This is a genomic window from Caulobacter sp. (assembly GCF_039596335.1).
Lineage (GTDB): Bacteria > Pseudomonadota > Alphaproteobacteria > Caulobacterales > Caulobacteraceae > Caulobacter.
This window is the reverse complement of the sequence record NZ_JBCNJZ010000015.1, coordinates 1-12,517: the sequence shown is the minus strand read 5'-3', so window position 1 is coordinate 12,517 and position 12,517 is coordinate 1. Positions and strand designations below refer to the sequence as shown.

Sequence of the window (12,517 nt, the reverse complement as noted above, 5' to 3'; positions counted from 1 at the left end):
GGAACTTACGCGGCTTCCTGCTGATCGACCCACGCTTGCGCGCACAGTTTGCAAAGGTCGCGGATGCGGCCGATGTAGCTGGCGCGCTCGGCGACGGCGATCGCGCCTCGGGCGTTCATCAGGTTGAAGAGGTGGCTGGCCTTGAGGACCAGGTCGTAGGCCGGCAGGACCAGGGCCTTGCCCTGATAGCTCTCGGCCAGGATGCGCGGCACCTGGGCTTCCATGTCCTCGAACTGACGCTTCAGGGTCGCGACGTCGAAGACGTTGAAGTTGGCTTCCGACTGCTGGCGCTCGTTCTCCAGGAACACATCGCCATAGGACTTGGCGCCCAGAGGCGAGTCCGGGTCGTTGAACGGCAGGTCGTAGACGTTGTCGACGCCGAACACGTACATGGCCAAGCGTTCCAGGCCGTAGGTCAGCTCGCCGGCCACCGGCGAGACGTCCAGTCCGCCCACCTGCTGGAAGTAGGTGTACTGCGACACTTCCATGCCGTCGCACCAGACTTCCCAGCCCAGGCCCCAGGCGCCGACGGTCGGGTTTTCCCAGTCGTCCTCGACGAAGCGGATGTCGTGGGTGCGCAGGTCCAGGCCGATCGCTTCCAGAGAGCCCAGGTACAGGTCCTGCATGTTCTCGGGGTTCGGCTTCAGGATCACCTGATACTGGTAATAGTGCTGCAGGCGGTTGGGGTTCTCGCCATAGCGGCCGTCGCCCGGACGGCGCGAAGGCTGCACATAGGCCGCGTTCCAGGCCTTGGGGCCCAGGGCGCGCAGCACGGTGGCCGGGTGCAGGGTCCCTGCCCCCACCTCCACGTCGTGCGGCTGCAGGATCACACAGCCCTGTCGGCTCCAATAGTCATGGAGCGTCAGGATCAGGCTTTGGAAGGACTTGGGTTTTTCGCGCGACATCAATCGAAGCAGGCCTAAAAAAAGTCGGCGGACCATAGGGCCCGCCGACTGGCGCTTCAAGCGATGTCCTAGGCTTTGAAAGCCTTAGTTGCCCTTCGGCGTCGTGCGCTTGCCGGCATTGGAGTCCGGCTTGCCGTACTTGGCGCGGTTGGCCGTGGTGTCGGCGACCGGCGGGTTGGAGACGACGTTCGGGTCGCCGGCCTTCAGCGTAGCCTGAGCTTCCGGGGTCTGCGACGAGACCGGCACGACGCCCGAGGCGTTGACGCCAGCGGTCGGCGCGGCCGTGGCGGTCGGCGAAGCGGCCGGATCGGCGACCATGTCGGTGGCGGTCGGAGCCGGAGCAGCCATCGGGTCAGCCTTAGCCGGGGCGGCCTGGTCAACCGGCGCCGACTGGGCCGGCGCGGCCGGGGCGACCTGCTCGTTGGCGGCGACGTTCATGGTCGCGCCGGCGTCCATGGCCGAGGCGGCCGAGGCTTGCAGGCCCGGGACGTCCTTCGGGATCAGGACCTTGTCGACGACGTGCAGCACGCCGTTGCTGGCCATGACATCGGTCTGGGTGATCGTGGCGCCGTCGACCATCGGGGTGGTCCCGCTACCGTCCAGCAGCAGCGGCGAGCCTTCAACGCTGGCGACCTCACCCTTGCTGCCCTTGATCTTGGTGGAGTCCACCTTGGCGTTGATCACGTGGTAGGTCAGCACCTTCTGCAGCATCGGCCCGTTTTCGGGCAGCATCAGCTTTTCCAGCTGGTCGGCCGGGAGGGCCGCGAAGGCCGCGTCGGTCGGCGCGAAGACGGTCAGGTTCTGGTTAGTCTTCAAGACACTGGTCAGGTTCACGGCCGAGACCGCCTTCAGAAAGGTCGTGAACTGGCCCGACGCCGTGGCGGTGTCGATCAGGTCGCCCTTGGCGACAACCGGAGCAGCCGCGGCGGGAGCCGGCGCAGTCTGCTCGGCCGGGGCCGGAGCGGTCTGGGCGTGAGCGGCGCCGGCCAGCAGGGCGATAGCCGCGGCGGCGGTCAGGAGACGCTTGGTGTTCATGGTGGAGTTCCTTTCGGTTCGAGCCGTTTACGCCCAGACCGGGGACTCGGTTCCATGATCACGGCCACGTGATCGCTGAAAGCGTCACCGAAAATAGAAAACCACAGCCACGCCTGCGACGATCAGACCGAACCCGGCAATGGTCGACCACTTGATCGCCTCGCCTAGGTAGAAATACGAAAACAGGATGAAGACCAGCAGGGTTATGACCTCCTGGCCTACTTTCAACTGTGCTGTGGAATACACCCCGCTGCCGATTCGGTTGGCTGGAACGGCCAGCATGTATTCCGGCAGGGCGATCAGCCAGCTCGACAAGATCGCCACGGGCAGCGCCAGGCTCTTGTTCTTCAGATGGCCGTACCAGGCGAAGGTCATGAAGACGTTGGACGCCACCAGCAGCGCCCAGGGCGCGATCTTCAGGACGAGCGGCGGCATGTCAGGGGCTCCGAGCGGGGCTTTGGGGATTCCGCCAAGCTAGAACAAGACCCCCTACGCAAACCAGCGCCCTCCCGTCGGCCGAGATCGCCGTTTTTTGACGCACGTGAGCGCCTCGCGGCTCAAATTTTGGGCGCCGCGCCCAATTCGTTTCCGAAACCTTGTCCGCAAGACCCGTCACGGAACCGTCGCCGATAGCGTGGCCCTGCCGGGGAAACGGCGCTGCGGACGCGGCGTCGGCGGTGATCTCACCGGGGGCGGTCTTTCGCTTCCACAACCAAGCCAACGAGCCCGCGGCTTACGCGGGGTGGAGCAAGGCGGATGAAACTGATCGTAGCGGTCGTCAAACCCTTCAAGCTGGACGAGGTGCGCGAAGCGCTCGTCGCCGCCGGCGTGGAAGGCCTGACGGTGTCGGAAGTGAAGGGCTACGGCCGCCAGAAGGGCCAGACCGAGATCTATCGGGGCGCGGAGTACCAGGTGAACTTCGTGCCGAAAGTGAAGCTTGAAGCGGTCGTGGACGATGCGTCCGCCGCCAAGGCGGTCGAAGCGGTCAAGGCCGCCGCCGCCACCGGCAAGATCGGCGACGGCAAGATCTTCGTCCTGAACGTCGAAGAAGCCGTCCGCATCCGTACCGGCGAAACCGGCTCGGCCGCTCTGTAACGCATCGGGAAAAGGGGATACCGACGATGAAACTGACCTTTAAGCCGCTGGCCGGGCTGATGCTCGCCGCGACCCTGGCGGGGGCCCCGATGGGCGCTGTCGCCTTCGCTCAGGAGGCCGCGCCCGCCCCGGCCGCCGCCACCGCCGCGCCGGCTGAAGCCGCGCCCGCCCCGGCCGCTGCGCCAGCGCCAGCCGAGGCCCCTGCGCCCGCCATCGTCGACAAGAACGACAAGGGCGACAACGCGTGGATGCTGACCTCCGCGATGCTGGTCCTGCTGATGATCCTGCCGGGTCTGGCGCTGTTCTACGGCGGCCTGGTCCGCTCGAAGAACATGCTGTCGGTCATGATGCAGGTCTCGACCGTCGCCCTGATCAGCTTCGTGACCTGGGTCCTGTGGGGCTACAGCTTCGCGTTCTCGGACGGCGGCAGCTGGGACACCTTCGTGGGCGGCCTGGGCCGTCTGTTCCTGAAGGACGTGACCCCGGCCAGCAACGTCGCGACGTTCTCCACCGGCGTCGTGATCCCCGAGTTCACCTTCATCGCCTTCCAGTCGACCTTCGCGGCCATCACCGCCGCCCTCGTGGTCGGTTCGCTGGTCGAGCGCATGAAGTTCTCGGCCATCGTCGCCTTCGCCTTCCTCTGGCCGCTGCTCTCGTACTACCCGATGGCCCACATGGTCTGGTGGTGGCCGGGTCCGGACGCGATTGCCCTGGCGCCTGACGCCCCGGTCAAGTCGGGCCTGATCTGGAGCTTCGGCGCCCTCGACTTCGCCGGCGGCACCGTGGTGCACATCAACGCCGGTATCGCCGCCCTGGTCGGCGCCCTGATCCTGGGCAAGCGCCAAGGCTACGGCAAGGAGCCGATGCCCCCGCACTCGCTGACCCTGACCCTGGTGGGCGCTGGCCTGCTGTGGGTGGGCTGGTTCGGCTTCAACGCCGGCTCGAACCTGGAATCGAACGGCTACGCCTCGCTGGCCATGATCAACACCTTCGTCGCCACCGCGGCCGCCGGCCTGTCGTGGATCGTCGTTGAGTGGATCACCCGCAAGAAGCCGTCGGCCCTGGGCCTGGCTTCGGGCATCGTCGCCGGCCTGGTGGCCATCACCCCGGCCGCCGGCTTCTCGGGCCCGATGGGCGCGGTGATCCTGGGCCTGGTCGTCTCGCCGATCTGCATCGTCTTCTGCTCGACGATCAAGAACGCCTTCAAGTACGACGACAGCCTGGACGCCTTCGGCATCCACGGCGTGGGCGGCATCGTCGGCGCCATCGGCACCGGCCTGGTCGTCAACCCCGCCTGGGGCGGCGCCGGCATCGTCGACTACACCAGCTGCGGCAAGGACGGCGACTTCTCGACCTGCGACAACGCCACCTACGACATGGTCGCCCAGGTCATCGCCCAACTGAAGGGCGTGGGCGTCACCATCGTCTGGTCGCTGGTCGCCTCGGTCATCGTCTTCTTCGTCATCAAGCTGGTGATCGGCCTGCGCGCCTCGCCAGAAGCCGAAGAAGAAGGCTTGGACATCTCGGAACACGGCGAACGCGCCTACCACAGCTAAGGCTGGCGTAGGGTGTAAGCCGAAGGGCGAAGGGCGCGGAGGGAAACCTCCGCGCCCTTTCTCTTTGGCCCCTGCCCTGTCCGATCAGACGCGGCGGGCGCTGACGATCGGCACCGGCGGGTCCAGGATCTGGCCCTTCATCACCGGGTTCACGGCCACGCCGGGGGTCGGCAGGTTCAGGATCTTGTGGACCAGGTCCATGCCGGCCACGACCTGGCCAAAGGCGGCGAAGCCGGTGTTGTCGCCCTGCGCGGCCGGGTTGGCGTCCAGATACGGCGCTTCGCCCACGCAGATGAAGAAGTCCGAGGTCGCGGTGCCCGGCTCCATGCGGGCGATCGACACCGTGCCGTCGACATGGCGCAGGCCGGTCTGGCTGGTCGGCTCGTGGGCGATGGGCGGCAGCACCTTGGCCGGATCGCCCTGCAGCCCGCCCTGGATCAAGCCGTAGTCCACCGGCCCCGGCGACTTCGTCGCCCGGAAGAAGGTCGCGCCGTCATAGCGCTTCTCGTCGACATAGCGCAGGAAGTTGGCCGTGGTGATCGGCGCCTGGCGCACCTTCAGGGCGATGGTGATGACGCCGAGGCTGGTCTCGACATTGACCAGCACATCGCCGGCGCCCGGCACGATCGGCGCGGGGGCCAGCTTCAGGGTCTGGGCGGCGGCCGGCGCAGCGGCAAGGCTTCCCAGGGCGGCCAGCAGATCACGGCGCTTCATGCAGATCTCCTAACTGAGGCGGCAGCGCCGCACCCACCATTCCGGCCGCAAGGCCTCGATGCGCTCGGCCAGGCTCTCGGCCTCGATGTCGCCAGCGCACAGGGCGAAGCAGGTCGCGCCCGAGCCGGACATCCGCACCAGCAGACTTTCGGGCTCATCGCGCAGCACGTCCAGAACCTCGCCGATCAGCGGCTGCAAGGCCACGGCGGGCGCCTCCAGGTCATTGCGGGTGGCCATGGCCAGCCAGGCGGCGGCTTCTTCGGCGGTCTCCAGCTCGGCGGGAACCGGCGGACGCTCAGCGCCTTCGGGATGCACGGCCGTATCATAGGCGCGATAGACTGCGCCGGTCGGCGACGGCACGCCCGGATTGACCAGCACCGCGTGCAGCACCGGCAGGCGCGGCGCGGGCGACAGCACCTCCCCTCGCCCCTCGGCCATCAGGGCCACGGCGCGCAGACAGGCTGCGCCGTCGGCGCCCAGGCCGGCGGCCAGCGGTTCGAGCTCGTCATCGGAAAGGCTCGGCGCCAGGGCGTCGCGCAGCAGCTTCAGGGCCGCGCCCGCGTCGCTGGAACCACCGCCCAAACCCGCCGCGATCGGCAGGCGCTTGTCCAGGATCAGCCGGTACGGCGGGACCGGCCCACCCAGCCTGGCGTGGAAGGCCCGCGCGGCGCGGACCACCAGGTTGTCGCCGTTTGTCGGGATGCCACCGCCGAACGGGCCCACGGTTTCGAAGTCCGGCGCGTCGGCCGGCTGGATCACCACCTGATCGCCGACATCAGCGAAGACCATCAGGCTGGAGATCGGGTGATAGCCTTCGGCGTCCGGCCCGCCCACGTGCAGGAACAGATTGACCTTGGCGGGGGCGAAAGCGGACAGCCGCATGTCGGACTACTCAGAAAGGACGCGTTCCGAGCCGATAGCTCAGTTGCGCGCCGCGGTCGACTTCGACGCCGCCGGCCCCGTCGGACCCAGGCCGCTCTTCAGCTTGGCCTCGGCCTCGGCCTTCTGCTTGTCGTCTGGCTCCAAGGTCAGCACGCGCCGCCATTGGAACTCGGCCTCGATCTTGCGACCGGCCTTCCAGTAGGCGTCGCCCAGGTGACCGTTCACGTCCGGATCGCCCGGCTCCATCTCAACGGCGGCTTCCAGCTTCTCGACCGCGGCCTTGTAGTCGCCCAGGCGGTAATAGGCCCAGCCCAGCGAGTCGAGCATGGCCCCCGAGGTCGGACGGGCGGCGACGGCCTTCTGGACCATGCCCAGGGCCTGGGCCAGGTTCTCGCCCCGGTCGATCCAGCTGTAGCCCAGGAAGTTCAGCAGCTCGGGCTCAGTCGGATTGATCTTCAGCGCCGCCTGCAGGTCGCGCTCGGCCTCGGGCCAGCGGCCGGCCTGCTCCAGGGCCGCGGCGCGCAGGTACAGCAGGCGCCAGTCGGGGCTGTCGCCGTCGCGAGCGATCACGGGGTCCAGCACGGCGACGGACTCGCTCCATTTGCCACCGGCCCGCAGCAGATCGGCCAGCGCCACCTGGGCGTCGCGTTCGTCAGGCGCGCTGGTCGCGGCGGTGCGGGCCACCTCCAGCGCCTTGGCCTTGTCGCCCAGGTCGTTCCAGGCCCAGGCCGACTTGCTCTGGGCCGAGATGTACTGGGTCGAGGACGGCGGCACATTGGCGTAGGCCTCGATGGCGCCGCGCGGGTCCTGGCTCTGGTTCAGCAGGTCGCCGATCAGCACCCAGGCCTCGTCGCGACTGGGGTCCAGGCGCAGGGCCAGGCGCAGATAGGCCAGGGCGAACTGCACCTGACGCTCGCCGGCGAAGGCGGCGGCGCAGGCCACCAGTCCCTCGGCCGCGCCCTGGCGAACGGTCGGCATCGGCGGCGGTGCGCCCTTGGAGGCGGCCCGGTCGCGGGCACGCAACAGGCCAGCGTCGTTCGGCGCGGCGCGCAGGGCCGTGTCGTACAGGGCGATCGCGTCGTCGTGGCGCTTGCGGCGCTCCAGGAACGCGCCGTAGTCCAGAGTGAAGATGCTGGCCGTGGCGGCGTTGGAGGTCAGGGCCTTGTAGTCGGTCTCGGCCTCGTCATAGCGCCGGGCGCGTTCGAACAGGCGTGCCTGCCCCTGCTGGCCGAAGTACTGCACCAGCTTGTCGTTGCGCAGGGTCGGCAGGACGATCGCGCCCTCCTTGTCCCCGGCGGCGGCGGCGGTCCAGGGGCCCAGAAGCGCCGCGGCCTGCTGGTGCGGGAAACCCAGCGGCTGGGTGGTCAGCAGCAGTTGCGCGTCCTTGCCCTTGCCGACGGCCAGGGATTCCACGACGCGGGTCAGCACGCCCAGACGTCGGACGCCCTCGGTGGAGTCCTCGCCGACCGGCGCAACCGCCGCGGCGCGCGTGATGTCGCCAGCCAGCAGAAGCGCCGTGAACGAACGCTCGCCGATGATGCCCGGGTCCTCGCCCAGCACGGCGGCCGTGCCGAAGTAGCCCGCCGCCTCGGACGAGCGACCATCGCGCAGCGCCGCCTGCCCTGCCAGGAACTGACCATACGAGCTACGCGCGCCGAACAGCGGCGAGTTGATGCTCATCGGGCCGCGCACCGTCACATGGCCTGGCGGCGTTGAGGCGCAGGCGGCCAGAGCGGTCAACGAAACGCAGGCGAGGAGGACTTTGATACGCATCCGGCCACCCTCCGAGGTTTCGCAGCCGTCCGCAAGAAAAAGCCTCCCAGCTTGGGGCTGGGAGGCTCTGTCATTTCTACATGTTCGGATAGTTCGGTCCGCCGCCGCCTTCGGGCGTGGTCCAGACGATGTTCTGCGACGGATCCTTGATGTCGCAGGTTTTGCAGTGGACGCAGTTCTGGGCGTTGATCTGGAAGCGCGGGTCCTGGCCCTGCTCGTTGTAGAGCACCTCATAGACGCCGGCCGGGCAGTAGAGACGCGCCGGCTCGCCATACTTGGGCAGATTGACCGCGATCGGGATCGACGGATCCTTCAGCTTCAGGTGGGCCGGCTGATCTTCCTCGTGGTTGGTGGCCGACAGGAACACAGAGCTCAGCTTGTCGAAGCTGATCACGCCGTCCGGCTTGGGATAGACGATCGGCTTGTAGTCCTTGGCCAGACCCGTCGAGGCCGCGTCGGTCTTCTCGTGCTTCATCGTGCCGAAGAACGAGAAGCCGCCGAACAGGTGCGTGCACCACATGTCCAACATGCTAACCGCGCCGCCCAGGGCGGTGCCGAACTTGCCCAGCATCGGCTTGGCGTTACGGACGACCTTCAGTTCCTTGGCCACCCACGAGTTGTCGTAGGCGGTCTGGTAGGCGGTCAGCTCGTCGCTGGTCCGGCCGGCCTGTACGGCGGCATAGGCGGCCTCGGCGGCCATCATGCCGGTCTTGACCGCGTTGTGGCTGCCCTTGATGCGCGGCACATTGACGAAGCCGGCCGAGCAGCCGATCAGCGCGCCGCCCGGGAAGGTCAGCTTCGGCACCGACTGATAACCGCCCTCGGTGATGGCCCGCGCGCCGTAGGCGATGCGCTTGCCGCCTTCCAGATAGGGTTTCACGCCCGGATGCTGCTTGAAGCGCTGGAACTCGTCGAAGGGCGAGATCCACGGGTTCTTGTAATTCAGGTGCACGACGTAGCCGATGGCCACGTAGTTGTCCCCGAAGTGGTACATGAAGCTGCCGCCGCCGGTCTGGTTGTCCAGCGGCCAGCCGGTGGTGTGCTCGGCCAGACCCGGCTGGTGCTGCTCGGGCGGGACCTGCCACAGCTCCTTGATGCCGATGCCGTACTTCTGGGGCGACTTGCCGTCGTCCAGCTTGAACTTGGCGATCAGCTGCTTGGCCAGCGAGCCGCGCACGCCCTCGGCGATGAACACGTACTTGCCGTGCAACTCCATGCCCGGCTGATAGTCCGGCTTGTGCTCACCGTCCTTGGCGATGCCCACGACGCCGACCACGACGCCCTTGACCGAGCCGTCGTCGTTCCAGACCAGGTCCGAGGCGGCGAAGCCCGGATAGATCTCAACGCCCAGCTCTTCAGCCTTGCCCGCCAGCCAGCGGGTCAGATTGCCCAGCGAGGCGATGTAGCAGCCGTGGTTGTGCATGAACGGCGGCATGGCGAACATCGGCAGGGACAGTTCGCCCTGCGGCCCCAGCAGCTTGAAGCGGTCCTTGGTGACCGGCGTTTCCAGCGGCGCGCCCAGTTCCTTCCAGTTCGGGAACAGCTCAGCCAGGCCCTTGGGATCGATCACCGCGCCCGACAGGATGTGCGCGCCGACTTCCGACCCCTTCTCCAGAAGGGCCACCGAGATCTCCGTCCCGTTCTTCTCCGCCATCTGCTTGAGCCGGATCGCGGCCGAGAGCCCCGCGGGACCGCCGCCGACGATGACGACGTCGTACTCCATCGACTCGCGTTCGAGGTCTTCGCTCATAAGGTCTCCCGTCAGGCTCGGCCGCCTGTCTTATGACTGTTTGAATCACAGCTTATCGGAACGTGACGCGTGGGCGGTCAAGCATTTGATCTCGCTTTTTTGCTGCGCCGCAGCGTGGAGCTGTCCGTTATTCCGCGATAAGAACGTCTCATGAGCCTCGCCGTCGATCAACGCGCCGTCGAAAGCCTGCTGGCCTTCTGGGCCGATGCGGGCGTCGAGGCCCTGTATGCGGACGCGCCGATCGACCGCCTGGCCGAGGGCGCGGCCATGCTGCGCGCAAAGAGCCAACCGCCGCCTCCGCCGATCCCGATCATGCGTCCTGTCGCCGGAAGCGGACCCGATGTCGGTTCGGCCGTCGCCATGGCCAAGGCCGCCGCGGCTGCCTGCAATGACCTGGAGAGCCTGGCCGCCGCCATCGCCGCCTTCGACGGTTGCCCACTGAAGACGCAAGGCGCCAAGCAGGCGGTATTCTCGCGCGGCGTGGCCGACGCGCCGCTGATGATCATCGGCGAAGGCCCCGGCGCCGACGAGGACGCCCAAGGTCAGCCGTTCGTCGGCCGCGCCGGCAGGCTGCTGGACAGGATGATCAAGGCCGCCGGCCTGGAAGATCGGGTCTTCATCACCAACACCGTCTTCTGGCGCCCGCCCGGCAACCGCACGCCCACGCCGCAGGAGCAGGCCGTCTGCGCCCCGTTCGTCGAGCGCGCCATCGCCCTGGTGAAGCCCAAGATGCTGCTGCTGGCCGGCGGGGCCTCGGCCAAGGCCATGCTGAAGCGCGAGGAAGGCATTCTCTCGATGCGCGGCCGCTGGTTCGAATGGACCTCGGACGACAAGGCCATGGAGTTGCCGGCCATGCCGACCCTGCACCCGGCCTTCTTGCTGCGCACGCCCGCGCAGAAGAAGAAGGCCTGGCAGGATCTCCTGACCCTGACCGAGCGACTTGATCGCCCGGACCGCCCGCATTAAAACTTTCTCTACAAGTCGGAACGGGGGACGCGCGCCTGCGGGGGAGCGCGGATCACTTTTTTGAAGCTTTGGGCTCGATCTCTGGCCGCTCTGTCGGCCGCTTTGCTGTGCGCGACCTCGTCGCTCCTCGTCGTGGGGGGCGCCTCCGCTGGCGTGCTCGATCCGCTGTCCCAGGACGACATCCGCTATTACCGCGCCGCCTTCGCCGCGACCGATCGCGGTGACTTCGACGCCGCCGAGGCCGCCTTGGCCAACGCCCGCGACCGCAGCCTGGCCGGCCGCCTGACCTTCGCCAAGCTGATGCATCCGTCGCTGTATTCCGCCAGCTACGACGACCTGACCGGCTGGCTGAAGCGCTATGGCGACGAGGCCGGCGCCGACCGCATCTACGGCCTGGCCGTCAAGCGCCAGCCCGGCGGCAAGCGCGCGGTCGCCCCGCCGATCCCGAGCCTGTTCATCACCGGCGACAAGGGCCCGCCGCCCGCCGACAAGGGCCGCGCCGCCCGCGAAGCCTATTATTCCGGTGACGTCGCCAAGGCTCTGCCCCTGGCCGTGGCCGGCGGCGACCGCTGGATCGCGGGCCTGTCGGCGTTCCGCCTGGGCGACACGACCAAGGCCCAGCGCTTCTTCGAGCAGGTCGCCGGTGACCAGCACGAGGACGAGTGGCTGCGCGCCGCCGGCGCCTTCTGGGCCGCCCGCACCGCCAGCCAGGCCGGCCAGGAGGCCCAGGCCCGCTCGCTGCTGGTCCAGGCCGCCCACGCTCCCCACACCTTCTACGGCATGATCGCCTCGCGGCAGCTGGCCCTGGCCGGCGCCTCGGCGGCCGACGAGCTGGAAGACCCGATCGCGGCCCTGTTGACCAAGGCGTCCTACAGCGGTCCCGACACCAGCAGCCTCACCACGCTGATGAAGGTCGACCCGCGCGCCCGCCGCGCCGCCGCCCTGGCCCAGGTCGGCCGCTGGCGCGATGTCGGCCTGGAGCTGCGCGCCGGCCTGTCCCTGGCCGGCACCGAGGCCCAGCGCGCCGACTGGACGACCCTGGCCCTGGCCCTGAACGCCAACGCCCCGCTGAACGGCGGCCGTCCGGTCCGCCGGATCGGCGGCGAGGACTATCCCCTGCCCCCGCTGGAGCCGATCGGCGGCTTCACCATCGACAAGGCCCTGGTCTACGCGCTGGTGCGCCAGGAGAGCCGCTTCGACCCGTCGGCCATGTCCAACGCCGGCGCCGTGGGCCTGATGCAGGTGATGCCGACAGCCGCCGCCCGCGCGGCCGGCGACGACAAGCTGCTGACCGACCAGACTCCGCTGCTGGACCCGGCTTTCAACCTGCGGGTCGGCCAGGACTATTTCACCTGGCTGATGGATCGCGGCCTGCAGAGCACCGACATGCTGCGCGCCGTCGCCGCCTATAACGGCGGCCCGGGCACGCTGAAGAAGCTGGAAGCCCAGCTGGGCGCAGACTGCGACAGCCTGCTGCTGATCGAGAGCCTGCCAGCCCAGGAAACCCGCAACTACGTCGAGAAGGTGATGGCCAGCTACTGGACCTATCGCCGTCTGATGGGCGCGGAAACCAAGACCCTGGACGCCGTGGCCAGCGGCGCCCGCACCGTCGACTTCCGCCTGGATCCGCAGGTGCAGACTCCGCTGTCGATCGAACAGCTGCTGGCGACGCGATAAGGCTGTAGAGCACGACATCTCGCCCTCACGCGGCTGGCCGCTGAAGTTGGGTAGGGAGGCGACGGAGCGGCCGGGCGAACCCGGAGACCGTGAGGTTTGTTGTGTTTCGGCTCGCTTACCGCTCCGCCAGGCTGTTCTTGTCCGTGAGGGCGGGGGGCGTGAAC

General features: G+C 68.3%; 11 protein-coding genes. 4 read left to right on the top strand and 7 right to left on the bottom strand.

Features of this window, described 5'->3' with window-relative positions; genetic code table 11:
* Positions 1-5 precede the first annotated feature (5 nt).
* The 3 genes from ABDW31_RS23750 to ABDW31_RS23740 form a co-directional block, all read right to left on the bottom strand.
* Positions 6-905 carry a glycine--tRNA ligase subunit alpha gene (locus ABDW31_RS23750; protein ID WP_184720121.1) on the bottom strand — a complete coding sequence of 300 codons (900 nt, stop codon included), beginning with the start codon at positions 903-905 and terminating at the stop codon, positions 6-8.
* A gap of 84 nt (positions 906-989) precedes the next feature.
* Positions 990-1,940, bottom strand: a complete 951-nt coding sequence (locus ABDW31_RS23745) for a fasciclin domain-containing protein (protein WP_184720123.1) — start codon at positions 1,938-1,940, stop codon at positions 990-992.
* A gap of 84 nt (positions 1,941-2,024) precedes the next feature.
* Positions 2,025-2,375: a DMT family protein gene (locus ABDW31_RS23740; RefSeq protein ID WP_184720125.1), complete on the bottom strand. Its 351-nt coding sequence runs from the start codon at positions 2,373-2,375 to the stop codon at positions 2,025-2,027.
* 321 nt (positions 2,376-2,696) lie between these two features.
* On the opposite strand from ABDW31_RS23740, the gene ABDW31_RS23735 reads away from it, so the two are divergent.
* Entirely contained in the window at positions 2,697-3,035 is a 339-nt protein-coding gene (locus tag ABDW31_RS23735; RefSeq protein WP_184720127.1) for a P-II family nitrogen regulator, read from the top strand.
* A gap of 26 nt (positions 3,036-3,061) precedes the next feature.
* Positions 3,062-4,591, top strand: a complete 1,530-nt coding sequence (locus ABDW31_RS23730; protein ID WP_184720129.1) for an ammonium transporter — start codon at positions 3,062-3,064, stop codon at positions 4,589-4,591.
* Between the two features lie 84 nt (positions 4,592-4,675).
* Here the strand turns inward: ABDW31_RS23730 and ABDW31_RS23725 are convergent, their stop codons facing one another.
* The 4 genes from ABDW31_RS23725 to ABDW31_RS23710 all read right to left on the bottom strand — a co-directional run bounded on the left by ABDW31_RS23725 (position 4,676) and on the right by ABDW31_RS23710 (position 9,710).
* A complete protein-coding gene (locus ABDW31_RS23725) occupies positions 4,676-5,305 on the bottom strand; it encodes a peptidylprolyl isomerase (RefSeq protein WP_184720131.1) in 630 nt (209 codons plus the stop codon).
* Positions 5,306-5,314: 9 nt separating this feature from the next.
* Positions 5,315-6,187 carry a 4-(cytidine 5'-diphospho)-2-C-methyl-D-erythritol kinase gene (locus ABDW31_RS23720; protein ID WP_184720133.1) on the bottom strand — a complete coding sequence of 291 codons (873 nt, stop codon included), beginning with the start codon at positions 6,185-6,187 and terminating at the stop codon, positions 5,315-5,317.
* A 39-nt stretch (positions 6,188-6,226) separates the two neighbouring features.
* Positions 6,227-7,960 (bottom strand): tetratricopeptide repeat protein, encoded by a 1,734-nt coding sequence (locus ABDW31_RS23715; protein WP_184720135.1) that lies wholly within the window; start codon positions 7,958-7,960, stop codon positions 6,227-6,229.
* Positions 7,961-8,036: 76 nt separating this feature from the next.
* The gene (locus ABDW31_RS23710) at positions 8,037-9,710 is read right to left on the bottom strand and encodes an electron transfer flavoprotein-ubiquinone oxidoreductase (RefSeq protein ID WP_184720148.1); all 1,674 of its coding nucleotides are present in this window, start codon (positions 9,708-9,710) and stop codon (positions 8,037-8,039) included.
* A gap of 150 nt (positions 9,711-9,860) precedes the next feature.
* On the opposite strand from ABDW31_RS23710, the gene ABDW31_RS23705 reads away from it, so the two are divergent.
* Together ABDW31_RS23705 and ABDW31_RS23700 are read left to right on the top strand one after the other, a co-directional pair.
* Positions 9,861-10,676 carry a uracil-DNA glycosylase gene (locus ABDW31_RS23705; RefSeq protein WP_184720150.1) on the top strand — a complete coding sequence of 272 codons (816 nt, stop codon included), beginning with the start codon at positions 9,861-9,863 and terminating at the stop codon, positions 10,674-10,676.
* A gap of 60 nt (positions 10,677-10,736) precedes the next feature.
* The gene (locus ABDW31_RS23700) at positions 10,737-12,353 is read left to right on the top strand and encodes a lytic transglycosylase domain-containing protein (RefSeq protein WP_184720152.1); all 1,617 of its coding nucleotides are present in this window, start codon (positions 10,737-10,739) and stop codon (positions 12,351-12,353) included.
* Positions 12,354-12,517 lie beyond the last annotated feature (164 nt).